Origin of the sequence: Paraburkholderia tropica, assembly GCF_900109265.1 — a bacterium.
In the GTDB taxonomy this organism is placed as follows: domain Bacteria; phylum Pseudomonadota; class Gammaproteobacteria; order Burkholderiales; family Burkholderiaceae; genus Paraburkholderia; species Paraburkholderia tropica.
Genome location: NZ_FNZM01000008.1, coordinates 110,824 through 136,520 on the forward strand (window position 1 = coordinate 110,824; position 25,697 = coordinate 136,520).

Sequence of the window (25,697 nt, forward strand, 5' to 3'; positions counted from 1 at the left end):
CGCGCCGCCACGGCGCGCGCCAATGTTCCGCGCCTTTGTTCCAATTTCACCGATTTCCACGCGCCATGCCCAATCTCGATTTCACGCTGACCGGCGACTACGTCGAACTGCACAACCTCCTGAAGATCACCGGACTCGCCGACAGCGGCGGCTCGGCCAAGCAGATCGTCTCGTCCGGCGCGGTGAAGGTCGACGGCGAAGTCGAACTGCGCAAGACCTGCAAGATCCGCGCGGGCCAGTCGGTGCTGCTCGGCGACACGCGCATCGCGATTCACGAGCCGGAGTAACAGGCTGCGCCGATCGCACATGCACCACGCAGGTGCTTTTTGGCTGAAAGACAGGTAATCTCGGCGGGTAGGCTCGCAGCCGTTCAAGGCGCTTGAGCCGTTCCCGCCTGCACTTCCGGATTCGATCTCCAGGCGTTTTTCCGACGCGGCGCGATACTTCGCGCCGCTTGCCTTTCATGACCCGAACGACTTCACCGGCGCGCACCGACCGCGCCAGCCGCGCCATCGCGCCGCCCACGCTCAAACGTCACGCCGCCGACACCGCACGTCTCGCCGCGCCGCTCGCCATCGCCCAGTTGTCGCAGATGGCGATGAGCGTCACCGACACCGTGCTGCTCGGCTCGCTCGGCGCGGGCGCGCTCGCGGCGGGCGGACTCGGCGCGAATCTGTTCTTCGTGGTCGTGACGGTGCTGCAGGGCGTGCTGACCTCGGTGAGCGTCAGCGTCTCGCAGGCGCGCGGCGCCGACGATCTGCATCGCGTGCCGCATATCTACTGGACCGGTTTCGCGCTCTCGCTCGTGCTCGCGCTGCCCGCGTTCGCGCTGCTGTCGTTCGCGGAGCCACTGTTGCACGCGCTCGGCGAGCCGGGCGTGCTCGCGCGCCAGGTCGGCGAATACGCGTCGGTGCTGCGCTGGGGCGCGCCCGCGAGCCTGATCGGCGTGGGGCTGATGCGCTCGTTCCTGCCCGCCATCGGCGCGGCGCGGCGGCTGCTCTGGATTTCGATCGCGAGCGTGTTCTTCAACGGCTTCCTGAACTACGGGCTGATCCACGGCGTCTGGGGCCTGCCGCGCCTCGGCTTTCTCGGCTCGGCGGCGGCGACCGCCGTCACCATCTGGCTCACCACGCTCGTGCTGATGGCGCTGCTGCATCTGCGCCCGTCGCATCAGCACTTCGTGGTCGCGCGCCGTCCGAGCGCGCCGATGATGGGCGAGCTGTTCTCCATCGGCTGGCCCGTGGCGATCACCTATGCGGTCGAAGCAACGCTGTTCCTCGCGACCGGCCTGCTGATGGGCCTGCTCGGCGCGATGCCGCTCGCCGCCCACCAGATCGCGCTGAACGTCGCTTCGGTGATGTTCATGGTGCCGCTCTCCATCGGCCAGGCGGGCAACGTGCGCGTGGGTTACTGGATCGGCGCGGGCGTGCCGCGCGCGGCGCGTCATGCGGGCTTCGTCGCGCTGGCGCTGGGCGTTGGCTTCATGTCGATGTCGGCGCTCGTGATGGTGCTCGCGCCGCACTGGATCGTCGGGCTCTATCTGCATCTCGACGATCCGGCCAACGCGCAGACCGTCGCGCTCGCCACCTCGCTGCTCGGCGTGGCGGCGATCTTCCAGATCGTCGACGGCATGCAGACGGTCGGCTCCGGCTGCCTGCGCGGCCTCAAGGACACGCGCATCCCGATGCTGGCCGCGACGCTCGGCTACTGGGGCATCGGTTTTCCGGTCGGCTATGCGCTGGCGTTCCATTTCGGCTATGGCGCGCTCGGCCTCTGGTGGGGACTCGCGGCCGGTCTCGCGAGCGTGGCCGTGCTGATGACGTGGCGCTTTCACCGCATGAGCCTGCGCGCGGAAACCGAGGCGGCGCGCTCGCAGACGGCCTGACGCGCGCCCGCGCCTGACGGACAGCGGCGGACAAAGACGCCCCCCAGGGCTGCCTGACGCGAGCGGTTAGAATACGCGGCTGGCGCCCGCCGCCATCTGTCCCACGAGGGCAGGAAAATTCCGCGCGCATTGACCGGACGACCGGACGACCGGACGACCGGACGACCGGACGACTGAACGACCAAACGACCGGACCCGCGACGCCGCGCCGGCCACCCCGGCATGCCGCTCGCGCTATCACGCGCCGTCATCAAGAAAACGAACCCTCTCACGGACCACGCTTCCATGCTCGCCCCGATTACCCGACTGTTCCCGCTCTGGGCAGTGCTCGTGTCGCTCGCCGCGTATTTCAATCCGGGCGTCGTCGCGCCCATCGCGCCGCACGTCACGACGCTGCTGATGATCATCATGCTGGCGATGGGCGTGACGCTCTCGTTCGCCGATTTCCAGCGCGTGTTCACGCGTCCCGCGCCCGTGGCGGCCGGCATTCTGCTGCACTACCTCGTGATGCCGCTTGCCGCGTGGGTGATCGCGAAAGCGTTGCACATGCCCGCCGACCTCACCGCCGGCATGGTGCTGGTGGGCAGCGTGGCGAGCGGCACAGCCTCGAACGTGATGATCTATCTCGCGCGCGGCGACGTCGCGCTGTCGGTGACGATCAGCGCGCTCTCGACGCTCGTCGGCGTGTTCGCGACGCCGCTGCTGACGCGCCTTTACGTGGACGCGTCGATCGTCGTCGACGTGCACGGCATGTTGATGAGCATCCTGCAGATCGTCGGTCTGCCGATCGTCGTCGGGCTGATCGTCAACCGGCTCGCGGGCGGCCTCGTGCGCCGCGTCGAACCGGTGCTGCCGCTCGTCTCGATGGTCTCGATCCTCGCGATCATCGCCGCCGTGGTGGGCGGCACGCACGCGAGCATCGCGACGGTCGGTCCGGTCGTGGCGCTGGGCGTGGTGCTGCACAACGGCATCGGCCTGCTCGGCGGGTATTGGGGCGGCCGTCTGCTCGGCTTCGACGAATCCGTGTGCCGCACGCTCGCGATCGAAGTGGGCATGCAGAACTCCGGCCTCGCGGCGACGCTCGGCAAGCTCTACTTTTCGCCGCTCGCCGCCCTGCCGGGCGCGCTGTTCTCGGTATGGCACAACCTCTCGGGCTCGCTGCTCGCGGGCTACTGGGCCGGCAAGCCGGCGCGCGGCAGCGAGCGCGACGCCGACGAGGCACGCAATCGCGCAAATAGCGGCGCAACGCGCTGATACGGCGCGACGCGGATAAGGCGTCGCGCAATCGGTCGCGCAATCGGGCTCGCGGTCGGGCGCGCGACCGACGCGACCTTCGGGGCCGACTTCACCCGCGCTGAGCACCCAAGCGCGGCCGCCGCACAGGACGCAGCCCGCCCAGGCGCGCCAGCCAGCGCGCCGCCGCCCGCCATCGCATCAGCACCCCGTTTCCGCTGACCGACACCGGCGTGCTCACGCCCGTCAGCACCTCGCAACGCACCGCCTCATCCCATCCGCCGATCCAGACCCGCTCGCCCGGCGCGAACGGCAGCGCCTCGCCGGGTTCGAGCCAGAAGTCCTGGGCGTCGCCTTCGACCGTCATCAGCACGCGCCCTTCGAGCACGCCCAGCACGCCGCCTTGCTCGCGACGCACGCGGCGGCACGCGCCGCGCGGCACCTCGAACGTCTCGACCACTTCGCCCCACGGCCCTACGTCGTTCACTGCCCTCGTCATCGCGATCTCCCGCCGTTGCTGATGCGAGCAGTCTCGCGCGCCCCCGCCCGCCGACGTTTCCAGCCGACGTGAAACGAGGCGCGCATCTTGCTCAGGCGAGATTCGCCGCGCGCCGTTTCCCCCCGCGCACCGCACCGCTTCCCGATAGAATCGAAACGAAAAGACACACATGTCTGCGAACCAGCCCGTCCGCGTCCGGCACCGGCGGCAGACCCCGAGGAGATTTCGCTTGAACGCGCCAGCCCTGCCCTACGCCTCCTCCGCTTCCCGCGCCAACGGCGTGCACCGCCGCGCCCGCCCGTTCGCCCTGCTCGCCGCGTGCCTGTGCCTCGCGCTCGCCGCCGGCTGCGCGACACGCCCGCCCGCCAGCGACTACCCGCGCCAGTCCACCGCCGCGATGTCCACCGCCGACGCCCGCGCCACGCCGCTCGGCGCCGCGCTGGCCGCGCCCGAAGCCGCGCATCCGGACCAGTCGGGCTTCCGCCTGCTGGCCACCGGCACCGACTCGTTGCAGATGCGCGTCGCGCTCGCGCGCGCGGCGACGAAAACGCTCGACATGCAGTACTACATCGCCAACGAGGACACCACCGGCAAGCTGCTGCTCGGCTCCGCGCTCTACGCGGCCGACCGCGGCGTGCGCGTGCGCATGCTCGTCGACGACCTGAACTTCCACGACATCGACCGCCTGATGGCCGCGCTCAACAGCCATCCGAACATCCAGATCCGCGTGTTCAATCCGTACGGCAGCACCAGCGAGTCGATGTTCACGCGCACGCGCAACTTCTTCACGAACGTCGACCAGTTCACGCGCCGCATGCACAACAAGGCGACCATCGTCGACAACGAACTGGTGATCGTGGGCGGGCGTAATCTCGGCGACGAGTACTTCAGTGCCAGTCCGACGCTGCAGTTCACCGATCTCGACGTACTGGGCGCGGGTCCGGTGGCGCGCGCGGTCTCCGACAGCTTCGACGCCTACTGGAACAGCGCGGTCTCGTATCCGCTCTCCGTGCTCAATCATCAGAAGTTCGACGCGCACGACCTCGACACCGCGCGCGACGACCTGCGCCAGCACTGGCGCGACACCGCCGAGCCCTACAACGCGAAGCCGCTCAACGCCACGCCCCTCGCGCAGCAGATCACGCGCGGCGAACTCGGCCTTGTCTGGGCGAAATGGCATTTCGTGGCCGATTCGCCGGAAAAGATCGCGGGCGCGCACGACGGCGACCAACACGGCCAGATGGGCGACGCGATGCGTTCGCTGCTCGACCAGATCCATCAGGCGAACCGCAGCGTGCTGGTGTTCTCGCCGTACTTCGTGCCGCACGAGGCGGGCGTGCAGGCGATCCGCGACCTGACCGCGCGTGGCGTGCGCGTGGCGATCCTCACCAACTCGCTCGCGGCCACCGACGCCATCGCCGTGCAGGCCGGCTACAGCCCCTATCGCGTGCCGATGTTGCAGGCCGGCGCCGAGCTTTACGAGTTCAAGCCCGTGCAGCCCGCAGGATCGCCGCAGCGGCGCTTCGGCATCGTCGGTTCGCAGTCGCGCGCGAGCCTGCACGCGAAGGCCTACGTGATCGACGACAGCACGCTCGTAATCGGCTCGCTCAATCTCGATCCGCGCTCGGCGAACCTGAACACGGAACTCGCGCTCTCGATCGACAGCGCGCCGGTCGCGCACGAGGTCACGGGCTATTTCGCGCTCGCCAGCTCGCCCAAGGCGAGCTACCGCGTCACGCTCGCCACGCCCGCGCAACTGGCGTCGATGCGCGGCAGCGCGATCTCCTCGCCGCTCGTCTGGACCGACGAGGAAGACGGCGCGATCCGCACCTACAACCTCGATCCTGGTGCGGGTTTCTACCGAAATCTGCTAACCGGGCTATTCTTGCTGTTGCCGGTCGACAACCAGCTCTGATCCTCAGCGTCTGATCTTCAGCGCGGGCGAGTCGGCCAGGCCTCGACGTCCGCCATCACAGCCAGCCGCGAGCGTCGCCCCGCCCCGCATGTGCGATTCGCATGCTCCGGGGCGCGGCCCGCCCGCACCGGCCTCGCGCCGCGCAGCCACGCGCTGCGACGCCGTCGCCCAGCCATCACGCGGATCGAACCCGTCACGAAAGCGGCGCGCGCCTTCGATGCAGCGCCGCGTCATTCACCGGAGTCACCCATGACCGCATCTCAAGACAACGTCCGCATGGAGCGCGACACGTTCGGCGAAATCGCCGTGCCCGCCGCGCAACTGTGGGGCGCGCAGACGCAGCGCTCGCTGCAGAACTTCCGCATCTCGACCGAGAAGCAGTCGCCGGAACTGATCACCGCGCTCGCGACCATCAAGCGAGCGGCCGCCGAAGTGAATCACGGCCTCGGCGTGCTCGACGAGTCCAAGGCGCGCGCGATCGTGCAGGCCGCCGACGAGATCATCGAAGGCAAGCATGCGGGCGAGTTCCCGCTCGCCGTCTGGCAGACCGGCTCGGGCACGCAGACCAACATGAACCTCAACGAGGTGATCGCGAATCGCGCGAGCGAGATTCTCGGCGGCGAGCGCGGCGAGGCGCGCAAGGTGCATCCCAACGACGACGTCAATCGCGGCCAGTCGTCCAACGACGTGTTCCCGACGGCCATGCACGTCGCGGCCGCCGTCGGCATCGTCAAGCATCTGCTGCCCGCGCTGAAGACGCTGCGCGACACGCTCGCGGCCAAGTCGAAGCAGTTCGGCGACATCGTCAAGATCGGCCGCACGCACCTGCAGGACGCCACGCCGCTCACGCTCGGCCAGGAGTTCTCGGGCTACGTCGCGCAGCTCGATCACGGCATCAAGCATGTGGAAACCACGCTGCCGCATCTCTACGAACTCGCGCAGGGCGGCACGGCGGTCGGCACCGGCCTGAACGCGCATCCGCAGTTCGCGCACAAGGTCGCCGAATCCATCGCGAAGCTCACGGGCGTGCCCTTCGTCACGGCGCCCAACAAGTTCGAGGTGATGGCCGCCGCCGACGCGCTCGTGTTCGCGCACGGCGCGCTCAAGACCGTGGCCGCGAGCCTCATGAAGATCGCCAACGACGTTCGCTGGCTCGCGAGCGGCCCGCGCTGCGGTCTCGGCGAACTGTCGATTCCCGAGAACGAGCCGGGCAGCTCGATCATGCCGGGCAAGGTGAACCCCACGCAGTCCGAAGCGCTGACGATGCTCTGCTGCCAGGTGTTCGGCAACGACGTGGCCGTGAACATCGGCGGCGCGAGCGGCAACTTCGAACTGAACGTGTTCCGCCCGATGATCGCGCACAACGTACTGCAATCGATCCGCCTGCTCGCCGACGGCGCGCTCAGCTTCAACGATCATTGCGCGGTGGGCATCGAGCCGAATCGCGACCGCATCGACACGCTGCTCAACGAGTCGCTGATGCTGGTGACGGCGCTCAATCCGCACATCGGCTACGACAAGGCCGCGCAGATCGCCAAGAAGGCGCACAAGGAAGGCACGACGCTCAAGGCCGCCGCGCTCGCGCTCGGCCACGTGACCGAGCAGCAGTTCGACGAGTGGGTGAAGCCCGGCGAGATGGTCGGCAACCTGAAGGGCTGAGCGCGGACGCACATGCAGAATCAGCCCTGAATCAAGGGCTGAAATGCAGAACGGGCGGCGAGGATCGAACCTCGCCGCCCGTTTTTTATTCCGGCGTCGTGCGTGTCAGACTTCGCCCTTCGCCACTTCCTCCGGCTTCAGTTCGACGATCGCATCGAGCGCTTCCTTCACGTCGAGCGCGTATTTCGCGAGGCGTTTCTGCTCGTCGGTTTCCGGCACGAAGGTCGGGACGGGAATCGGGTTGCCGTTTTCGTCGACGGCCACGAACACGATCAGGCAATCGGTCGTCAGACGCAACTGGCCGCTCTTCGGGTCGCCCGCGTGCACGGTGATGTGAATGTGCATCGACGTGCGGCCCGTGGCCACCACGCGCGCGCGCAGCTCGACCATGTTGCCGACGAGGATCGGACGGCGAAAGCGGATGTTGCCCACGCTCACCGTCACGCAATAGCGGCCCGACCAGACGGCCGCGCAGGCGTAGGCGGTTTCGTCGATCCATTTCATCAACGCACCGCCGTGGACTTTGCCGCCGAAATTCACCGAGGTCGGTTCGGCAAGGAAGCGGAACGTCGTTTCCGAACGGTCCAGCGGCTGGGAAGGCGTACTCATATCGGCTCCGCTCGTGTGGGGTTTTTGCGCTTGCGCGGCGTGGAATCGTCGCAGCGATTCGTTTATAGGAGCGACCGATTATACGAGCGCAATAAGGCATCCGCAGCCGTGCTTTTGGTACGGATGTTTTGCAGATTCGTTGAAAACCCGGCCCCGCGCTGCTGCGGAAATTTCGCCGATATTTTTGCGGATTTTTCGCGGATTTTACGTCGATGCCGCGCGCTTCACGCCGCCGAAAACCGCGCGCGATAGTCGACCGGAAGCACGCCATAGCGCCGCTCGAACGCGCGGCGCAGGTTCTGCTCGCTGCCGAAACCGCAGTCGGCGGCAATACGTTTGACAGGCCGACGCGATTGCGCGAGCGCGTGCGCGGCCGCTTCGATGCGCATCGCGGCCACAGTGCGCGCCGGCGTGCGCCCCACCGCTTCCACGTAGCGGCGCGCGAACGTGCGCGGGCTCATGCGCGCTTCCTCGGCGAGCCGCTCCACGCTCAGCTCGACATGCAGATTTGCAGCCATCCAGCCGTGCAGCGCCTCGAACGCACCGCCCGCCGCGCTCTGCGCTTCGAGCGTCTCGCTGAACTGCGCCTGACCGCCCGGACGCTTCATGAACACGACGAGTCGGCGCGCCGCCTGCATCGCGACCGCGTGACCGTAGTCCTCCTCGATCAGCGCGAGCGACAGGTCGATACCCGCCGTCACGCCCGCCGACGTCCAGACCGCGCGGCCGTCACGCTCGTCGCGCAGCCAGATCGGCTCGGGATCGACATCGATTTGCGGATAACGGCGCGCGAGTTGCGCCGCGTTGCGCCAGTGCGTCGTGGCGCGGCGGCCGTCGAGCAGGCCGGCGGCGGCCAGATAGAACGCGCCCGTGCAGACCGAAGCGACCCGGCGCGCGCGCGGCGCGGCGGCCGCGATCCACGCGACCAGCGCGGGATCGGGCACGGTCGTGTCGTCGATGGGAATGCCGGGGACGATCAGCGTGTCGAGGGTGGCGGGGTCGATCGTGTCGAGCCGCTCGGTGACGACCGGCAAGCCCGCGAAGGTCGGCAGCACGCCGCCCGCCAGCGAGGCGACGGTGACGCGGTAGGCGTGTGCTTCGCCAGGCGAAGGCGTCGGCGATTGCCGCGCCGAGGCCGCGCGTACCGCCAGTTCGGCGCGCCAGAACGCCTCGACGGGGCCGCAGGCATCGAGCAGCACGAGTTCGGGCGCGACCGCGAAAACCACATGCCGTGCGGGAGAGGAAAAAGTCATGGCGCCAACCTGCGACGTAGCCGGGAACGCACCATCATCGCATGGGCGCATGTGGCAGTTACGTCAAGCCGGCATCAATTTCCGCCACCGCGTCCGACGGCGAGAACGCGCGAAGGAAGCGCTCAGGCATCGCGCAGATATCTCAGTTGCGAACCGAAATGCCCTGATCGATCGTGCCGTACATGGTGATGCCGCTCGCGCTGCTGCTCGCCGGCGTGCCGCCTGCGCAGGCCGCGCACAGCATCGTGAACGCGGCGAGCGTGCCAATGGCCAGAATCCGTTTCATGACTGCCTGTCTGCTTCGAGTGAGAGTCCGATTTTAGCGCGCGGGCCCGAGGCGCTTCAGTTTCGCGGGCGCAGCGATATTTCACGTCACGCTGAAACGTCGAATGCCGATGTTCGCTAGAGTGAGGACATGGGCCGCCGCGCCGAAACGAACGCGAGCGCGCCCGAACGCACCCAAACTCATCGCAAGTCAAGCGAAGCCAGGAGCCGCCATGATCCTTCCCGCCAGCGACGACACCCAGCATTTCCCCGGCCTCGCCCGCGTCGCCGCCCTGCTCGCCGATCCCGGCCGCGCCGCCATGCTGTGGTCGCTGATGGACGGCAGCGCGCGTCCCGCCGGCGAACTCACGCTGATCGCAGGCCTGTCGCCGTCCGCCGCGAGCGCGCACCTGGCGCGGCTCGCCGAAGGCGGACTGCTCGCGCTCGACGTGCGCGGACGCCATCGCTATTACCGCATCGCCACGCCCGAGGTCGCGCAGGCCATCGAGGCGCTGATGAACGTCGCGCACGCCGCCGCGCCCGCGCGGCCCGTCACGCGCCCCGCGCGCACGGTGCCGGTGGAGATGCGCCACGCGCGCACCTGCTACGACCATATGGCGGGCGAAGTCGCGGTGCGCGTGTTCGAGCGGCTCGTCGACGGCGGCCTGCTCGTGCGCGACGGCGAGGACCTCGACGCCACGCCTGCGGGCATCGACCGGCTCGCCGCGTGGGGCCTCGATCTGTCGGCGTTGCGCTCGCGGCGGCGGCGCTTCGCCTGCACCTGTCTCGACTGGAGCGAGCGGCGTCCGCATCTGGGCGGCGCGCTCGGCGCGGCGCTGCTCGAGCGCTTCACGGCGAATGGCTGGGTCGAGCGCACGAGCCGTCCGCGCGTGCTGCGCATCACGCCGTCCGGACAGCGCGAATTCAACGCCTTCGCGCCGGCCTGAAACGGCCAACCGAAACGGCGACAGGCACCAAAATTCTGACAAATACCCGACAACTCCCCGCAAATCACCGCGAAATTCGTCACTTACGACAGAGTCCACACGTTCTGTTACATCTAGTGCATAGCCCTTAACAATTCCGTGTGCATGGAAACAGGCCGGGCGGATAGAGTGCCCCACATGGCTCCCCGAAATGTTCGGCGGGCCGTGGAGAACCAAAATGACACCGTGCACTTCATCGCTCCTGCCGCTGCGCCGCACCCGCCGCGCACAGGCTCACACGCTCATCGCCGGCGCCGTGTTCGCCGCCTTCGCGCTCAACCTCGCCAGTCCGGCCGCCTACGCCCAGGCGGCGCCCGGCGCCGTGGCGCAGGCCGGCGATCCGCCCGGACGCGTCGCGCGTCTCGACTACACGGCGGGCGCCGTCACCACTGAGCCCGCGGGCGCGACCGACTGGTCCTACGCCCAACTGAACCGCCCGCTCACGACCGGCGACCAGCTCTGGAACGACGCCAACGCACGCTCGGAAATGCACATCGGCTCGACGGCTGTGCGCATGGGGCCGCAGACGAGCCTCGACGTCCTCAATCTCGACGATTCGAACGCGCAGCTGAAGGTGGCACAAGGCACGCTCTCGACGCGCGTGCGCGAACTGCCGCCGGGCAGCGCGTATGAAATCGACACGCCGAATCTCGCGCTCGGCGTGAGCGGCCCTGGCGACTATCGCGTCGACGTCGCGCCCGACGGCAGCAGCACGACCGTGACGGTGCGCAGCGGCAGCGCGACGGTCTACGGCGAGAACGGCCAGACGCCGATCCAGGCGGGCCAGCAGATCCGTTTCGCGGGCACCGACCTGCAGCAGGTGGCCAGCGACGCCGCCCCGCCGCCCGACGCCTTCGATCAGTGGGCGCTCGCGCGCGACGCCGCCGAGGACCGCTCGGTCTCGGCGCGCTATGTCTCGCGCGACGTGCCCGGCTATCAGGATCTCGACGCCAACGGCACGTGGCGCGACAGCCCGCAGTACGGCGAAGTGTGGATGCCGAATGCGGTGCCGACGGGCTGGGCGCCCTATCACGACGGCCACTGGGTCTGGCAGGCGCCTTGGGGCTGGACCTGGGTCGACGACGCCCCGTGGGGCTTCGCGCCGTATCACTACGGCCGCTGGGCGCAGGTCGACGACAGCTGGGCCTGGGTGCCGGGTCCGATGGTCGAAACCGCGCAGCCCGTGTACGCGCCCGCGCTCGTCGCCTTCGTGGGCGGCGGCGGTGGCGGCGGCTCGGACTGGGGCGTGAATCTGGCGATCGGCGGCGCGGCCGCGGCGGGCGTGGCCTGGTTCGCGCTCGGGCCGGGCGAACCGTGGCATCCGCACTGGGGCGGCTGGAGCCCGCGCTACTACGAGCGCGTGAACCAGAATGTCGTCGTCAACAACTACCGGCGCGACGTGAACATCACGAACATCAACGTGCACAACACGTACGTGAATTACCGCGTGCCGGGCGCCGTGACCGCCGTGCCCGCGACGGCCTTCGTGCACGGCCAGTCGACGTCGCGCTTCGCGCAGCACGTCGATCCGCGTCAGTGGCAGAACGCGCGCATCCAGTCGGGCACGCCGGGCATCGCGCCGGTTCAGGGCAGCTTCGGGCCGAACATGCGCCGCGCCGACTACCGGCCGCCGGCGTCGCTGAATCAGCGTCAGGTGGTCGCGACCCGCGCGCCGGTCGCGCCGCCCGCGTTCCACGACAACCTCGCACAACGCTTCGCCCACGGCGGCGGCACGGTGCCGGGCGCGGGCGCGCCGGTGGTGCGCGTCTCGGCGCCCGCCCACGCCTCGTTCTCGCCGTTCTCACCGTCCGCTCGCGGCGGCTCGCCGCAGCAGAACGTGCGCGTCGTGACGCCCCACTCGCCGGTGATCGGCGCGGGCGCGCGTCCGAACGGCGCGCCGGGCCAGCCCGGCGGTGTCGCGCAGAACGCGCCGCATGGTCAGCCCGGCGCGCAGCCGATGGGGGCGAACATGGCAAACGGCCACGGCCCGGCGATGGCGCAATCGCCGCAGGCGCGACCGGGCCAACCTGCCCCGCAACAAGCCCGGCAAGCGCCCGGCGCGCAGGGCGTGCCGCGTCCGCCGCAGTTCGCGGGCCGTCCCGAGGCCGGTCGTCCGGAAGCGGGCCAGCCGCAGACGGCGATGAACGGCCGTGCTCCGACGGCCGGTGCGCCGGGCGAAACACATCAGCCGGTCTGGACCCAGCCGCATACGCCGATGGCCATGCGCGGTCAGCCTGGCGGCAACGAAGCGGGCCGCCCGCAGCAGGCGCAACCCGCGCAACAGGCGCCGCACGAGGCGCGCGAAGGCGCACCGGGACGCGCGCCCGAAGCCGCAGCGGGTCAGCCGCAACGCGTGCCGCAGCCCGCGCAGATGCAGCCGCGTCCGGAGCAGGCGCAATCGCGCGCCGAGCCGCGTCCGCAAGCGCAGCCGCAGCCGCAGCAGGCTCAGGCGCAACCGCGTCAGGAATTCCGTCCGCAACCGCAAGCGCAGCCGCAGCCAGCGCGCGTGGAAAACCGTCCGCAGCCGCAGCCGCAGCCGCAAGCCCAGCCGCGTCAGGAATTTCACCCGCAGCCGCAACCGCAGCCGCAGCAACAGGCTCGCCAGGAGTTCCACCCGCAGCCGCGTCAGGAGCCGCAAGCGCAGCCGCGCCAGGAATTCCATCCGCAGCCCCAGCCGCAGCCGCGCGCGGAAGCCCGTCCGCAACCGCAGCCGCATCAGGAGGCGCCGCGCCCGCAACCCGCGCCGCATCCGCAGGAGCACGCGGGCGGCAATCACGACGATCGTCATCACGGTTGATCGGCGCTGACCGAATCGCTGCGTCAGCAACGAAAAAGCCCGCGAACGAAAACGTTTCGCGGGCTTTTTTATCGGCTCGAAGCGCCTGACTCGCAGGCAATGGCCGGGATCGCGCTACAAAAACCTCACACGGCCATTGGCGCGGTGAGCGGCGCGTGGTGGCGATAGCCTTCGAGCGAGAAGTCGGCCGGTTCGACCTTCTCCAGCCACTCGGGTTCGTAGACGCCGGTTTTCGCGAACTCCGGCACGCGGTCGGCGATCACGAGACGCGGGCTCTCGTACGGCTCGCGCTCGAGCTGCGCGTTGAGCATGTCGAGCTGGTTCTCGTAGATATGCGCATCGCCGATGAAATACGTGAACCAGCGCGGCGTGTAGCCCGTGAGACGTCCGACGAGATGCAGCAGCACCGCGCCTTCAGTCAGGTTGAACGGCGTGCCGAGGCCCACATCGTTGCTGCGGATGTACAGGCAGAGCGAGATTTCGCGCTTCTGCGCGTTCGGCAGGAACTGATAAAGCAGGTGGCAGGCGGGCAGCGCGATCTCGTCGAGCTTGGCGGGGTTCCAGCCATGAAACAGAATCCGACGGTCGGCCGGGTTGTTCACGATGGTGTCGAGGCACTGCCGCAGTTGGTCGATCGCCTTGTAAAGCAGCACTTTCGAGCGGCCGCCCTCTTCGAACGCCGTCACTTCGGTGTAGCCGCGCGCGCGGGCGTCGGCGATCTGTGCGGCGGCTTCGGCGTCGAGCACCTTGTAGGCCGGCCATTGGCGCCATTGCACGCCGTAGACGTCGCCGAGATCGTCGGTGCCGCGGCGGTACGGATTGGCGAGCCACTGGGCGTTGTCGTTCGCGTTGGCGTCCCAGACCTTGCAGCCGAGCGCGCGGAAGTCCGCGGCGTTGCGCGAGGCGCGCAGGAAGCCGATCAGCTCGCCCACGGCCGACTTGAACGCGAGCTTTTTCGTGGTCACGGCGGGGAAGCCCTGCTGAAGATCGAACTTCAGCATCGCGCCGGGCATGCTGATGGTGCGGATGCCGGTGCGATTTTCCTGCCAGGTGCCGGTGTCGAGAATCGAGCGGACGAGCTCGAGATACTGTTTCATGCGAATTCCCTGAGCGGACGCGCGATGCGCCCGTGCGGATTCAAAACAGCGATTTTATAGCATGCGCGGCGAGTGCCTGTCGGACGCCGCGGGGAGCGCTCGCGCGTGCGGTCACCCGCGCGGAGCGTGCGCGCGCGTCGAGAAGGCGGTATCGAAAGGGAAAAACAGAGAAAAAACGCGGAAGAACGCTGCGAGGAAAGCGGCAAAGGAAGCGCTAAACAGGCGCTGAAGCCCCACCGCATCGACCGGCCGCGTCAGGCAGCGCGCGGCGATCCGCACGGCACCCGACGCTTCCCGGCATGAACGAGCCGACGCGCGCACTACGCGCCCTCCCATCCACGCGAGCCTGCGCCCCCGCGCAAGTCCGCATGTACCCTGGCTCCACCATCGTCATTCGGGCCCAATCGGGCCCTTCATCACTTCACCACACACACACTGCACAACGCACACTGCTATTGAGGCCGTCGAACGGCTCTTGGTGCTGGTCCCCTCGAACGCGCGGCCGCTCAACCGGCCCCGCCCCCCGAAACCAGTCCGCCGGGATGCGGCGCGAGCGGATCGCTTTCCATGTGCCGCATGCCATGCGCGCACAACAGCCGATACAGCGTCACGCGCGAAATACCGAGTTCCTGGGCGGCGTCGCCCAGCCTGCCGCGATGGCGCAGCAGCGCCAGTTCGATGGCCTGACGCTCGGCCGCCTCGCGCGCCTGCGCGAGCGACACCGGCACCACTTCCACGTAATCGCCCAGCTCCAGATCGCGCGCCGTGATCGCGCGCCCTTCCGACATCACGATGGCGCGCCGCACACGGTTGATCAGCTCGCGCACGTTGCCCGGCCAGCTGTAATTGTGAAGCGCCGCGATGGCGTCCGGCGAAAAGCCGCGCAGACGGCGGCTGCCGTCCTTCTTGAAACGTTCGAGCATGTGACGCGCGAGCAGCTCGATGTCCTTGCCGCGCGCGCGCAGCGGCGGCTCGTCGATCTGCAGCACGCACAGGCGGTGATACAGATCCTGACGGAAGCGCCCTTCGACCATTGCCGCGCGCATGTCGACGTGCGTGGCCGAGATGATGCGCACATCGACGGGCTGCGATTGATGGCCGCCGAGGCGCTCGATCTTCCCTTCCTGCAGGAAGCGCAGCAGGCTCGCCTGGCTTTCGAGCGGCAGATCGCCGATTTCGTCGAGAAACAGCGTGCCGCCATTGGCCGCTTCCACGCGGCCGATCTTGCGCTGGCTCGCGCCCGTGAACGCGCCGCGCTCGTAACCGAACAGCTCGGACTGCAGCAGATGCGGCGGAATCGCGCCGCAATTGATGGGGATGAACGGTGCGTTGCGGCGCGACGAACGCTCGTGGATCGCCACCGCCGTGAGTTCCTTGCCGGTACCGGATTCGCCCGAGATGAACACGGGCGCGTCGGTCATCGCCACCTTGCGGATCGAGCGGAACAGCGCGAGCATCGCCTCGCACGAACCGACCATTTCGCCTTCGGTGCCGCCCGTGGTGTCGTTCGACGCGTTCTCGACCAGCGAGACCATGCCATAGGCGTGACCGACCGAATCGACGATGCGATCGCCGCTCCACGGTACCGTTACGTAATCGAAACAGTAATCGCGCACGAGACGGCGCAGATTGGCGTCCTGCAGCTGGCCGGTGGTGGTCGCGGCGACCCAGCCCACGTGCGGCAGCGTGAGGCAAGGCTCGAATGCGCCGATTTCATGCAGATGGAACTGGCTCGACAGATCCAGCAGGCCGCCCGCAGGCAGCCCCGCGCGCAGCGCCCGCCGCGCGTCCCTCGCGTTGCCGACAATCTCCACCTGCCAGCCACGCTCGTGGAACCGCTCGTTCAGCGCCTCGTTCGGATTGCGCGTCACGTAAACCAATTGCCGCGTTGCGGATTCCATTATTCAGATCCTCTTGCCAACACATCGTTGCGGAATGACGGCACGCACCTGATGTACAGACACGCAGCAAAAACCGCGCTCCGCCGGGTGATCAGATGAAGGCGAAAGCCAGGGTTTTTTGCTGACGTTGAATCCCCGAGCTGCGGCGTGTGTGTCAACGTGCCCACGTGTGGGCTTTAGTTATCGGCATTACGCGTTTTTCTGAAGCTTACTATATGCGCTAGGGAGTTGAACAGAATTTATGCGACGTGAATGGATAAGGGTTCGATGGAAATGCTTCCAGGCGGCTCCTGGCCCCTTAGCCTTGATATGTAAGAAGAAAATTATTCGCATTCATGTCGCAAAAGATGTTCCCAGCGTCCCGCCATTACGTAACGCGTTACCCGTAACACGTAATTCCGTATACCACCTCGCAAACGTTCTCCGTTGAAACTTGAAGTGGGTTTTGAGGGGTTTAAAGCGGGTGACGTTTCAGTGCTGAAACATTTTCGCGAAAATCGGCAATTCAAAATCCGCAGAAAATAACAGGAGCCCCGGCGTATCAATGGATTGCGGGACATGGCACAGCTTTCGCTAAATGACTCGCACCAGGAGATACGCCATGCGACCCAATCAACCGAACGTCCGGCGCAGTGTAATGAGCTACGGTTCCGCCCTCGCGGCCGTGCTGATTCCCGCCGTATTGCTCGTCCCGCTGTTCGCGCTCTCGCCGGCCGCGCGCGCCCAGAGCGCCGCGAACGCGGATGTCGTTCCTGCAACAACCGCCGCCACCCTCGGCACGAACGACGCGGCCATCATGCCTGCGACGCTCAAGGCCGAGCCGCTGACCGTCGACAACGGCCAGATCCCGTCGCAAGACCCGAACGCCGGCCAGAACCCGAACGGCAGCGCCCCGCTCGCCGCCGATCCGGGCCAGGCCGGCGAACACAGCAGCGATAGCGACAACGGCATCCTCGCGGGCGTCGGCATGCTCGACGACCAGACCCTCTCGCGCCAGCGCGGCGGCGCCGTGGGCATGGTGATGGTCGCCGCCACGCCGCAACTGATGCGCGGCGCCAGCGTGACGCTATGGGACGAGATCGCCCCGCCCACGCCGATACCGATTCCCGTGGATAGCAGCCAGGCGGCCCAGGGGAACATCGCCAGCTACTTCCGCCGATAAGCGGCGCCGGGCCGACGCAAGACCGGACGCAGAAGCAGAAGCAGACGCAGACGCACAACCAGACGCAGTCATCGAGAACATTCCCGCGCCGTTCGCGGCGCGGAAACGGGAGCGGCGCGGACAGGAAGTCGCCCCGCGCGGAGACGGAGACCAACATGAACGAACGCCTTACGGCGCCCGTCAAGGGCGCGTGTCGCCCGCGGATCGCCGCAGCGGTGTGCGCAGCCAGCGCCGCGCTGCTCGCGACGGCCGCCGGCGCGCAGCAGGTGAGCAATCCCGGCGACATCATCATCGAGCGCAACATCACGCCGCGCAGCGCGTTCGACGCCGTGCCGAAGAGCCAGGACCCGGTCGCGGTGCGCGCCACGACCTTCCCGAAGAACAGTTTCGATCCGGCCATCGCCCAGCTCGTCTCGGACGCCGATCTCACCAACGCGCACGGTTCGAGCGGCGTCAACACGGGCGCCGCGCTCGGCGGCGCGGCGGCGGGCGTGCAGGCCGTCACGCGCATCCTCGCGGGCAACCAGACCGGCAGCAATGTGCCGCTCGGCGCGGGCGCCCAGGCGGGCGGCGGTCTCGGCGGCACCATTTCCTCCTCGGTGACGAGCGCGCTCGCGCCGCTCACCGGCGCACTCGGAGCGCTCAAATGAACGCACGTCTGAGCTTCCGTCCGTCCCGCCGTCTCGTCGTCTCGCTCGCGCTCGGCGCGGCTTTCGCCGCCAGCGGCGCGGCGCACGCCCAGGCCGTCGTGAGCGGCTATTCGGTGATCGCCCCCGGCGCGGCCACCGGCACGACCGGCGCGCTCGCGGTGAACGAAACCACGGGCCTGAACAACGCCCAGGCCAATCAGTTGACGATCGCCACGGGCGGCTCCGTGGTCGTCAACGGCAATCTCATCTCGCAAGGCGCAGGCGCCGCGGCCCGGCTGAACAACGCCACGGCCACGATCGGCAGCAACGCCTTTGCGAACACGTCCGGCGCGGTGATGGTGAACCAGTCGGCGGGCGTCGCGAATCTCCAGAGCAACAGTGCCCAGATCGGCGCTGCGGCGATGGGTGTTGAAACCGTCTCGGATGGCGATCTGTCCGCGGCGGCTGCATCGAACGGCGGTAGGGGGCAAATGGTGCAGACCAGTGGCATTCGTGAAGCCGGAATTTCCAGCTCGGCTTTCAGGAATGCAACGGGTCTCGTACAGGTGAACCAGACCGCTGGCGCCGGTAACGCTACGGCAAACAGTTTTGTGCTCCGTCCCCCGGCGGGCACTCTTTTCTAAATGACTATCCAGTATCGGAGCGAAATCATGAAGCGCACTCTCATCGCTGCAGCAGTCCTCGCCGCCGTTTCCGGTAGCGCCCTCGCCAGCCCGAAAGATCCGTACATCTTCAATGCCACCATCGTCGGCGAACGCGTGGGCATCGAAGGCTGGGTCACGCTGTTCGGCTGCGTGGACGTCAGCAGCACGGCCGGCGCCGTGGTCAACAACAACCAGACCGTCACGTCGAACAACATCAGAATGAGCCCGAACCCCTCGAACTACACGAGCGGCTCGGTCACGACGCGCTTCAACAACTCGTACACCTCGGTCAAGGGCGGCGGCTCGGCCTTCTACAACGCCTCGACGTGGAGCTCGTCGAAGCAGACGTCCGCTGCGGGCTATCAGGCTTCGGCCGGCTACGTCTACGGCCAGCAGAGCAGCCACGTTCAGGGCGGCGGCTATGAATACAGCCAGCAAAGCTCCGGCATCGGCGGCTACTTCTACAACCAGAACCAGAGCCAGGGCGGCCATATCTCCGCCGGCGGCCAGGCTGGCGGCTCGCTGAGCTACGTCGCGCACAACGGCCCGCACTCGGGCTACGACGCCTTCCACGCACAAGGCGGCTTCTCGGCCGGCTACAAGGAATCGAGCTATGCCAAGGGCTCGGGCGTCGCCGGCTACTTCGAAGGCACCCAAGGTTCGGGCCAGGGCAAGAGCTGGGGCTATCAGGCTTCCCAGGGATCGGGCTACGCAGCGGTGGGCGCGCAGGAGTCGAGCTACGAAATGTCGTCGTCGAAGACTAACGAAGGCGCCGCGGTCAAGTGGGGCATCGATGCTTCGCTCGCCACGACCGACGTGACGGTGACGGGCTCGATCACGCAGCACTACAACAACCAGCCGGCCAACACGCTGACGGCCACGACCGGTGACGGCGCAGCCAAGGGCGCTTCGGGCAACATCGGCGTGAATATCGCCGAAGGCGTGAACAACGCGCAAAGCAACGACGCCTCGCTCGCCGCCGTCGACGCGGGCAATGTGTTCGGCAATGCGCAGATCTTCAACACGCAGTCGTCCGGCGGCAACGTGAAGGTCAACAACTACATGCTCAACGCCAGCGTCGGCAACAACGCTCTGGCTAACGCCACCGGCAACATCGGCGTGAACGTGGCATCGGGTGTCGGCAACGCGCAGAACAACAGCCTGGCAGCCTCGACCACGACGAGCGGCAGCAACGCTTCGTACGCGATGATCGCGACCGACCAGACCAGCCAGACCGCCAATACGTCCTTCCAGGGCAGCTTCGCGGGTACGGCAATGCTGGGTGCAGGCGCGCTCGCCAACGCAACCGGCAACATCGGCGTGAACATCGCCGGCGGCGTCGGCAACGTCCAGCACAACGGCCTCGCCATCGCGGCCATGAGCGTGCCGGTCGTCGGCAAATAAGTCGTATCCAAGGGGGTAGTGCACGCGCCGGCCACTGCAACGCCGGCCGGCGCGTTCAACAGCAGGAGACCACCATGTCCGGGCCTTTGTCGTCCCCGGCGTCCAGGCTGTGCCTTGTCGCGCTGACGCTCGCCGTCACCGCGGCTCTCACGCCTTGCCGCGCGCAATCGAGCATCGACGCCACGCATCTCGCGGGCGTGCCGGTGAAGATGCACGTGCGGTCGATGAAGGACATCCGCTACTCCAGCATCGTCAATCAGCAATACGACTACAGCTGTGGTGCGGCCGCACTCGCGACACTGCTCAAATACGGCTACGGAATCGATATTCCGGAACCCGAAATGATTCGTCGCATGATGGTCTTCTCCACGCCCGACGTGGTCGTCAAGAACGGCTTCTCCATGCTCGACATGAAGAAGTTCGTCGAGACGATCGGACTGCGCGGGCGAGGCTTCCGCGTCAACACCGACGCGCTCTATCACCTGCAGATTCCCGTGCTCGTGCTGATGAACATCGACGGTTACGAGCACTTCGTGATCGTCAAGCACGCCGAAAACGGCCGAGTGTTCATCGCCGATCCCGCACTCGGCAATCGCATCCTTGTCGAAGACGACTTCGCGAAGACGTGGAATGGCCTCGTCTTCGCCGTGCTCGGCAAACCGTTCCTGGAGGACTCTCCGCTGTTGCAGAACAACGAGTCGCTGGCGCTGAAGCTGCGCGAAAACGCCCTGCTCAACGGCACGGCCGCGACGCCCTTCTTCGAATACGGCCTCGACAAGGCCGTCATGTTCTGACGTAGACAAGAGTCATGAAACGCAACCTCTCCCAGTGTGGCATCGCGGCAGGCATCTGCGCGCTCGCCTGCGCTTATGCGAGCGGTGCATCGGCGGCCGAAAGCCTTGCAGCGACCCAGGCCGGTGCGCCTGCGTTCCTGTCGGCAGGCGGCGCCGATGCCCAGCCTGTTCGCTGCGAACCCGTCGGCGACGACGTGCTCGCGCACCAGACCGGCAAGTACGCCGGCAGCAACATGATCTCCGGGTTCGTCCTCAGCGTGCTCTCGCAATGGCAGTTGCCGAACGGCGCAACGGCCGTGGCGCAGGGCTCGCTCACCGTCGCGCAAAACGCCGCCAACCAGTTGAGCGCGACCGTGCAGAGCCTCGCGAAAGTGAACGATCCGACCGGCACCACGGTAGGCAACAGCGGCGCGTCGCCCAACGCGTCGGCCACGGGCGGCCAGAACGTCACGGTCAACGGCGTCTCGCAGATCACCCAGGTCGCCGGCAACAGCAACGTGGGCGTCAACGGCGCGACCATCGACTTCGGCAGTGCCGGCTCGCTGCTCGCCGGCACGGCGGGCATCAACCAGTCGAGCGCCTCGGCGCAGAACGCGAACGGCACGATTCGCGCCGGCATCGCGTTCGGCAGCAACGGCATCAACGTGACGCTGCAGACGCCCGCGGGGATCGCGACGCAGAACATCGTCCCGAGCGGCGCGCAACAGGCCGGCGCGATCGCCCAGTTGTTGCAGGTCGCGGGCAATAACCAGCAGGTCGCCAATCAGTTGCAGCTCAATCTGCAGACGCAGCCGATGAGCGCGCAGATGATCCGGCAGACCGGCGTGCTTCAGGCGCTGCGCAACATCCGCTGACAACGGAGCCACGCGGCCGCGCCGACGGATAACGCAAACCAGGCCAACAACGCCAACAACGAACGCGAAGCAGGCAGCAAGAACAAGACTCAAGAACGAGAAGCCGCAACGAGCACCGACCATGACCGCCAACGACTGACCAGCAACGGAAAACGCCGGACCGTCATCCGCCAACGACGGTCCGGGCGAGGAGACCAGCAAGGAGACACAACAACGCGGGCGAAGGCCCCGCGCAGAAGCATCGGGAAAGTGCATCGACGTGCGCAGGTGCGAAACCAGGGGGTTTCGTCAAGCGCCCGCTTTCGATCCGGGGGAAGAACAATGAACATGATGTCCAAGACGGCGCTGCCGCGTTTTTCGCTGGCCGCCATTCCAGCAGCAGTCCTGATTTTCTCGCTCGCGCAAACCGCCAACGCGCAAGCACTGCAAGGCCAGTCGGTCGAAGACCGGCTCAACACGCTCATGCGCGTCGTCGACGAGCAGCAGCGTCAGATCCAGTCGCTCGAGCGTCAGGTCACCAACCTCGAAATGGCGCAGCGCGGACGCGGTCTGCCGGGCGCCGGTGCGCCCGACGGCGCCGCCATCGCCGAGCAGCCCGGCGCCGACGGACTGCCGGTGCCGCTGCCGCCGCTTGCCCAGGCCCTGCCCGGCGCCAACGCGCCTGGCGCGCTGACCGGCACCGCGACCGGCGTGCCCGTGAATCCGCCCTCGCCCGACGCCGGTACGAGCGGCGGCGCGACGGGGGCCTCCGCCGCGAGCGGTCCGCAGCAAGGCGCGCCGGTCGGCGTGAATCCGACCGTGGGGGAAACGCAGAAGGAAGCGCAGCCCACGCGCACGCAGGCCGAGCAGGCCGTTGTCGAACGCGAGCATGCGCCGCTGTTCGACCACAAGCTCACGCTCGACTGGGGTATCAGCGACACCTACTACGACCGCCGTCAGCTTCAGCTTTCGGGCTTCCTCGCGCTCGATGCGATCTTCCTCGGCAACATCAACCTCGGCGAGACCAAATCGCACCAGGTGATGGCCGATCTGGACGTGCGCTACGGCCTGACCGACCGCATGAGCATCGACGTGGACGTGCCGTACATCTATCGCCACAGCAGCTTCGTCGTGGGCGGAGCGGGCGGCGCGGCGAGCACGCTCTCCGATGCGTCGGTGAATTCGAACGCGATCGGCGACGTGAACTTCGGGGTCTACTACCAGTTCCTGAAGGAAACCAACAACCTGCCCGACGTGGTCGGCAGCCTGCGCGTCAAGACGCCCACCGGCACCTCGCCGTTCGGCATCAAGGTGCAGCAGCTCACGCCCGACAACACCAACCTCGTCGCGCCGAGCAAGCTGCCCACCGGCACGGGTTTCTGGAACGTCACGGCCGGGCTCTCGGTGCTCAAGACCTACGATCCGGTCGTGCTGTTCGGCAGCATTTCGTACACGTACAACATCTCGCGCTCGTTCGCCGACATCTCGTCCGTAGTCGGGCAGACGCAGCCGGCCGACGTGAAGCTCGGCGACATCATCCAGTTCGGCGGCGGTGTCGCGCTCGCGTTCTCCGACAAGGATTCGGCCAGCATCTCCTACACGATGGCGATCGAGCCGCAGTCGAAGACCAAGTCGCCCGGCGGCAGCTGGACCGGCGTGCCGGGCAGCGAGACGACCGCCTCGGTGCTCAACTTCGGCCTGAATCACGTGGTCAACAAGCACCTGACGATCAACGGCGCGGTGTCGGTGGGCCTCACGCCCGACGCGCCGAACTTCGTCGTCGGCGTGCGGTTCCCCTACACCTTCTGATGAACGCGAGGCCGATCGTGCGCGAACCCTCACATCTGAGCGCCACCGTGACACCTTTCGTTGGCATGAGCCAGCGGCTCGCGGTGGCGTCCGTCCCCCAACCCTCCGCCGCCGCGAAGCCGGACAAGTCGGCGTCGGACGTGGCCGCGCCGGGCGCCGCGACGCCGGATGTCGCGACGTCCGGCATGGCCGCGGCGCGCGCGAGCGACGCACGACCGGTGGCCGGGCTGGAGCGCGTGCTGCTGTACGTCGCGCGCACGCCCGACACGCAGTTGAGCGCGCACCTGAAAAGCCGCGGCTGGCAGATCGCCACGGCGAAGACCGCGCACGAGGCCGCGCGCCTCGTGAAGGCCGAACCCGCCTGCGCCGGCATCGTCGATCTGACCGGCTTCGCGCCGCGCGACATCGCCGGACTCGAAGCGGCGCTGAGCCTGCAGCAGGTCGGCTGGATCGCGCTCACCGACGCGCAGCGTCTCACCGACCGCGACGTGCGCCGCCTGATCCGCCACTACTGCTTCGACTACGTGCATCTGCCGGTCGCGCACGCGACGCTCGACTATCTCGTGGGACACGCCTTCGGCATGGTCACGCTGTGCGACCTCGACGAAACGCCCGCCGCGGCCGCCGCCGCGAGCCAGGACGAAGACGAGATGGTCGGCACCTGCGAAGCGATGCAGCAGCTTTTCCGCACGATCCGCAAAGTGGCGAACACCGACGCGACCGTGTTCATCTCGGGCGAATCGGGCACCGGCAAGGAACTTACGGCGCTCGCGATTCACGAGCGCTCGCCGCGGCGCAAGGCGCCGTTCGTGCCGATCAACTGCGGCGCGATCCCGCATCATCTTCTGCAATCCGAACTATTCGGCTACGAGCGCGGCGCGTTCACGGGCGCGAACCAGCGCAAGATCGGCCGCGTGGAAGCGGCCAACGGCGGCACGCTCTTTCTCGACGAAATCGGCGATCTGCCGCTCGAAAGCCAGGCGAGCCTGCTGCGCTTCCTCCAGGAAGGCAAGATCGAGCGCCTCGGCGGCCGCGAGCAGATTCCCGTCGACGTGCGCATCATTTCGGCGACCCACGTCGATCTCCAAGCCGCGATGCGCGACGGACGCTTCCGCGCGGACCTGTTCCACCGCCTGTGCGTGCTGCGCGTCGACGAACCGCCGCTGCGCGCGCGCGGCAAGGACATCGAGATCCTCGCCCATCACGTGCTGCACAAGTTCAAGCAGGACAGCGCGCGGCGCATTCGCGGCTTCACGCCCGACGCGATCGAGGCCATGTACAACTACAACTGGCCCGGCAACGTGCGCGAACTGATCAACCGCGTGCGCCGCGCGATCGTGATGGCGGAGAGCAAGCTCATTTCCGCCGACGATCTCGATCTCGGCCAGTTCTCCGAGCAGGAAACGATCACGCTCGCGGCCGCGCGCGAAGCCGCCGAGAAGCGCGCGATCGAAGCGGCCCTGCTGCGCCATCGGCATCGCCTGAACGAAGCGGCCACCGATCTCGGCATTTCGCGCGTGACGCTGTACCGGCTCATGGGCACGCACGGCTTGCGCGACGAGAAGACGATCTTCGGCGGCGAGGCGGAGAACCAGCCGGAGGCCGCGCCCGCCGATCCGGAGTGAGATCGGCGCGGGACGCACGCAGGCTCGGCGCGGAAGCGTCGCGTCGCGAGGCCGGCGGGTGGGCGCACGGCGTCGGGTAGAATCGAAGCGGTTGACCTTTCAAACCTTTTGCACTTCGACTCACGATGACGACGCTCACCCTGATCGTCGCTCGCGCCCGCAACGGCGTGATCGGCCGCAACAACGAGTTGCCCTGGCGCCTGCCCGAAGACCTCGCCTTCTTCAAGCGCACGACGATGGGCGCGCCCATCGTCATGGGCCGCAAGACGCATGAATCGATCGGCCGCGCGCTGCCGGGCCGTCGCAACATCGTCGTGACGCGCGACGCCACGAAGCGCTTTCCGGGCTGCGACACGGCCACGAGCCTCGAAGAAGCGCTCGCGCTCGCCGCGCAGGATCAGGCGCCCGAGGCGTTCCTGATCGGCGGCGCGCAGCTCTATGCGGAAGGCATCGCGCTCGCGCACAAGCTGATCGTCACCGAGATCGCCGCCGACTTCGAAGGCGACGCGCACTTCCCCGCGCCCGATCCGGATCAGTGGCAGGAAACCGCGCGCGACACGTTGCACGCGAATCCGCCCAACGACTTCGATTTCGCGTTCGTGACGTACGAGCGGCGCGATTAACGGGCGCACGCAACGCATCCGCCAAACTCGTCCGCCAAAACAAAAACGGCACGCT

At 67.7% G+C, this 25,697-nt stretch carries 22 protein-coding genes; 16 read left to right on the forward strand and 6 right to left on the reverse strand.

Features of this window, described 5'->3' with window-relative positions; genetic code table 11:
• The first annotated feature begins 65 nt into the window (after positions 1 to 65).
• The 3 genes from BMY06_RS14630 (at position 66) to panS (ending at position 3,139) form a co-directional block, all read left to right on the forward strand.
• Positions 66 to 287, forward strand: coding sequence for an RNA-binding S4 domain-containing protein (locus BMY06_RS14630; protein WP_065061283.1), 222 nt, complete (start codon positions 66 to 68; stop codon positions 285 to 287).
• A gap of 176 nt (positions 288 to 463) precedes the next feature.
• The gene (locus BMY06_RS14635; protein WP_065061282.1) at positions 464 to 1,885 is read left to right on the forward strand and encodes an MATE family efflux transporter; all 1,422 of its coding nucleotides are present in this window, start codon (positions 464 to 466) and stop codon (positions 1,883 to 1,885) included.
• Positions 1,886 to 2,170: 285 nt separating this feature from the next.
• The gene (gene panS, locus BMY06_RS14640) at positions 2,171 to 3,139 is read left to right on the forward strand and encodes a ketopantoate/pantoate/pantothenate transporter PanS (RefSeq protein WP_065061281.1); all 969 of its coding nucleotides are present in this window, start codon (positions 2,171 to 2,173) and stop codon (positions 3,137 to 3,139) included.
• 91 nt (positions 3,140 to 3,230) lie between these two features.
• Here panS and BMY06_RS14645 read toward each other — a convergent pair whose 3' ends face one another.
• Positions 3,231 to 3,617 (reverse strand): DUF2917 domain-containing protein, encoded by a 387-nt coding sequence (locus tag BMY06_RS14645; protein WP_161495551.1) that lies wholly within the window; start codon positions 3,615 to 3,617, stop codon positions 3,231 to 3,233.
• A gap of 169 nt (positions 3,618 to 3,786) precedes the next feature.
• On the opposite strand from BMY06_RS14645, the gene BMY06_RS14650 reads away from it, so the two are divergent.
• Positions 3,787 to 5,532 carry a phospholipase D family protein gene (locus BMY06_RS14650; protein ID WP_080180353.1) on the forward strand — a complete coding sequence of 582 codons (1,746 nt, stop codon included), beginning with the start codon at positions 3,787 to 3,789 and terminating at the stop codon, positions 5,530 to 5,532.
• Positions 5,533 to 5,808: 276 nt separating this feature from the next.
• The gene (gene fumC / locus BMY06_RS14655) at positions 5,809 to 7,191 is read left to right on the forward strand and encodes a class II fumarate hydratase (protein WP_065061400.1); all 1,383 of its coding nucleotides are present in this window, start codon (positions 5,809 to 5,811) and stop codon (positions 7,189 to 7,191) included.
• 105 nt (positions 7,192 to 7,296) lie between these two features.
• Here fumC and BMY06_RS14660 read toward each other — a convergent pair whose 3' ends face one another.
• The 3 genes from BMY06_RS14660 to BMY06_RS39600 all read right to left on the reverse strand — a co-directional run bounded on the left by BMY06_RS14660 (position 7,297) and on the right by BMY06_RS39600 (position 9,339).
• Entirely contained in the window at positions 7,297 to 7,800 is a 504-nt protein-coding gene (locus BMY06_RS14660; RefSeq protein ID WP_065061279.1) for an acyl-CoA thioesterase, read from the reverse strand.
• Between the two features lie 224 nt (positions 7,801 to 8,024).
• Positions 8,025 to 9,053 (reverse strand): GlxA family transcriptional regulator, encoded by a 1,029-nt coding sequence (locus BMY06_RS14665; protein ID WP_065061278.1) that lies wholly within the window; start codon positions 9,051 to 9,053, stop codon positions 8,025 to 8,027.
• Positions 9,054 to 9,195: 142 nt separating this feature from the next.
• Positions 9,196 to 9,339, reverse strand: coding sequence for a hypothetical protein (locus BMY06_RS39600; RefSeq protein ID WP_167371413.1), 144 nt, complete (start codon positions 9,337 to 9,339; stop codon positions 9,196 to 9,198).
• Between the two features lie 211 nt (positions 9,340 to 9,550).
• Here BMY06_RS39600 and BMY06_RS14670 point away from each other — a divergent pair, with 211 nt between their 5' ends.
• Together BMY06_RS14670 and BMY06_RS14675 are read left to right on the forward strand one after the other, a co-directional pair.
• Complete coding sequence (locus tag BMY06_RS14670) at positions 9,551 to 10,264, forward strand: ArsR/SmtB family transcription factor (protein WP_065061277.1); 714 nt, start codon at positions 9,551 to 9,553, stop codon at positions 10,262 to 10,264.
• A 217-nt stretch (positions 10,265 to 10,481) separates the two neighbouring features.
• The gene (locus BMY06_RS14675; RefSeq protein ID WP_074983864.1) at positions 10,482 to 13,100 is read left to right on the forward strand and encodes a DUF6600 domain-containing protein; all 2,619 of its coding nucleotides are present in this window, start codon (positions 10,482 to 10,484) and stop codon (positions 13,098 to 13,100) included.
• 125 nt (positions 13,101 to 13,225) lie between these two features.
• Here BMY06_RS14675 and BMY06_RS14680 read toward each other — a convergent pair whose 3' ends face one another.
• Together BMY06_RS14680 and BMY06_RS14685 are read right to left on the reverse strand one after the other, a co-directional pair.
• Positions 13,226 to 14,197, reverse strand: coding sequence for a thymidylate synthase (locus BMY06_RS14680; RefSeq protein ID WP_074983865.1), 972 nt, complete (start codon positions 14,195 to 14,197; stop codon positions 13,226 to 13,228).
• Positions 14,198 to 14,703: 506 nt separating this feature from the next.
• Positions 14,704 to 16,098, reverse strand: coding sequence for a sigma-54 dependent transcriptional regulator (locus tag BMY06_RS14685; RefSeq protein ID WP_065061275.1), 1,395 nt, complete (start codon positions 16,096 to 16,098; stop codon positions 14,704 to 14,706).
• Between the two features lie 637 nt (positions 16,099 to 16,735).
• Between BMY06_RS14685 and BMY06_RS40170 the strand changes: the two genes are divergently transcribed.
• From BMY06_RS40170 to BMY06_RS14730, 9 genes are all read left to right on the forward strand, one after another.
• Positions 16,736 to 17,260 carry a hypothetical protein gene (locus tag BMY06_RS40170; protein WP_237181280.1) on the forward strand — a complete coding sequence of 175 codons (525 nt, stop codon included), beginning with the start codon at positions 16,736 to 16,738 and terminating at the stop codon, positions 17,258 to 17,260.
• A 155-nt stretch (positions 17,261 to 17,415) separates the two neighbouring features.
• Complete coding sequence (locus BMY06_RS14695; RefSeq protein WP_237181281.1) at positions 17,416 to 17,910, forward strand: hypothetical protein; 495 nt, start codon at positions 17,416 to 17,418, stop codon at positions 17,908 to 17,910.
• Positions 17,907 to 18,533 carry a hypothetical protein gene (locus BMY06_RS14700; protein ID WP_065061274.1) on the forward strand — a complete coding sequence of 209 codons (627 nt, stop codon included), beginning with the start codon at positions 17,907 to 17,909 and terminating at the stop codon, positions 18,531 to 18,533. The genes BMY06_RS14695 and BMY06_RS14700 overlap by 4 nt, the downstream gene beginning before the upstream one ends.
• Before the next feature lie 27 nt (positions 18,534 to 18,560).
• Complete coding sequence (locus BMY06_RS14705; RefSeq protein WP_065061398.1) at positions 18,561 to 19,958, forward strand: hypothetical protein; 1,398 nt, start codon at positions 18,561 to 18,563, stop codon at positions 19,956 to 19,958.
• Between the two features lie 74 nt (positions 19,959 to 20,032).
• Positions 20,033 to 20,752 (forward strand): C39 family peptidase, encoded by a 720-nt coding sequence (locus tag BMY06_RS14710; RefSeq protein ID WP_065061273.1) that lies wholly within the window; start codon positions 20,033 to 20,035, stop codon positions 20,750 to 20,752.
• Between the two features lie 14 nt (positions 20,753 to 20,766).
• The gene (locus BMY06_RS14715) at positions 20,767 to 21,606 is read left to right on the forward strand and encodes a peptidase C39 (RefSeq protein WP_074983866.1); all 840 of its coding nucleotides are present in this window, start codon (positions 20,767 to 20,769) and stop codon (positions 21,604 to 21,606) included.
• A gap of 321 nt (positions 21,607 to 21,927) precedes the next feature.
• Entirely contained in the window at positions 21,928 to 23,394 is a 1,467-nt protein-coding gene (locus BMY06_RS14720; RefSeq protein WP_080180354.1) for a hypothetical protein, read from the forward strand.
• A gap of 17 nt (positions 23,395 to 23,411) precedes the next feature.
• On the forward strand, positions 23,412 to 25,019 hold the full coding sequence (locus BMY06_RS14725; protein ID WP_074984059.1) for a sigma 54-interacting transcriptional regulator: 1,608 nt from the start codon (positions 23,412 to 23,414) through the stop codon (positions 25,017 to 25,019).
• A gap of 125 nt (positions 25,020 to 25,144) precedes the next feature.
• Positions 25,145 to 25,642, forward strand: coding sequence for a dihydrofolate reductase (locus BMY06_RS14730; protein WP_065061271.1), 498 nt, complete (start codon positions 25,145 to 25,147; stop codon positions 25,640 to 25,642).
• The last annotated feature ends 55 nt before the right edge of the window (positions 25,643 to 25,697 follow it).

Coding starts and splice junctions, on each gene's coding strand:
- BMY06_RS14630 (WP_065061283.1), top strand. CDS start 66: ATGCCCAATCTCGATTTCACGCTGACCGGCGACTACGTCGAACTGCAC.
- BMY06_RS14635 (WP_065061282.1), top strand. CDS start 464: ATGACCCGAACGACTTCACCGGCGCGCACCGACCGCGCCAGCCGCGCC.
- panS (WP_065061281.1), top strand. CDS start 2,171: ATGCTCGCCCCGATTACCCGACTGTTCCCGCTCTGGGCAGTGCTCGTG.
- BMY06_RS14645 (WP_161495551.1), bottom strand. CDS start 3,617: ATGACGAGGGCAGTGAACGACGTAGGGCCGTGGGGCGAAGTGGTCGAG.
- BMY06_RS14650 (WP_080180353.1), top strand. CDS start 3,787: ATGTCTGCGAACCAGCCCGTCCGCGTCCGGCACCGGCGGCAGACCCCG.
- fumC (WP_065061400.1), top strand. CDS start 5,809: ATGGAGCGCGACACGTTCGGCGAAATCGCCGTGCCCGCCGCGCAACTG.
- BMY06_RS14660 (WP_065061279.1), bottom strand. CDS start 7,800: ATGAGTACGCCTTCCCAGCCGCTGGACCGTTCGGAAACGACGTTCCGC.
- BMY06_RS14665 (WP_065061278.1), bottom strand. CDS start 9,053: ATGACTTTTTCCTCTCCCGCACGGCATGTGGTTTTCGCGGTCGCGCCC.
- BMY06_RS39600 (WP_167371413.1), bottom strand. CDS start 9,339: ATGAAACGGATTCTGGCCATTGGCACGCTCGCCGCGTTCACGATGCTG.
- BMY06_RS14670 (WP_065061277.1), top strand. CDS start 9,551: ATGATCCTTCCCGCCAGCGACGACACCCAGCATTTCCCCGGCCTCGCC.
- BMY06_RS14675 (WP_074983864.1), top strand. CDS start 10,482: ATGACACCGTGCACTTCATCGCTCCTGCCGCTGCGCCGCACCCGCCGC.
- BMY06_RS14680 (WP_074983865.1), bottom strand. CDS start 14,197: ATGAAACAGTATCTCGAGCTCGTCCGCTCGATTCTCGACACCGGCACC.
- BMY06_RS14685 (WP_065061275.1), bottom strand. CDS start 16,098: ATGGAATCCGCAACGCGGCAATTGGTTTACGTGACGCGCAATCCGAAC.
- BMY06_RS40170 (WP_237181280.1), top strand. CDS start 16,736: ATGAGCTACGGTTCCGCCCTCGCGGCCGTGCTGATTCCCGCCGTATTG.
- BMY06_RS14695 (WP_237181281.1), top strand. CDS start 17,416: ATGAACGAACGCCTTACGGCGCCCGTCAAGGGCGCGTGTCGCCCGCGG.
- BMY06_RS14700 (WP_065061274.1), top strand. CDS start 17,907: ATGAACGCACGTCTGAGCTTCCGTCCGTCCCGCCGTCTCGTCGTCTCG.
- BMY06_RS14705 (WP_065061398.1), top strand. CDS start 18,561: ATGAAGCGCACTCTCATCGCTGCAGCAGTCCTCGCCGCCGTTTCCGGT.
- BMY06_RS14710 (WP_065061273.1), top strand. CDS start 20,033: ATGTCCGGGCCTTTGTCGTCCCCGGCGTCCAGGCTGTGCCTTGTCGCG.
- BMY06_RS14715 (WP_074983866.1), top strand. CDS start 20,767: ATGAAACGCAACCTCTCCCAGTGTGGCATCGCGGCAGGCATCTGCGCG.
- BMY06_RS14720 (WP_080180354.1), top strand. CDS start 21,928: ATGAACATGATGTCCAAGACGGCGCTGCCGCGTTTTTCGCTGGCCGCC.
- BMY06_RS14730 (WP_065061271.1), top strand. CDS start 25,145: ATGACGACGCTCACCCTGATCGTCGCTCGCGCCCGCAACGGCGTGATC.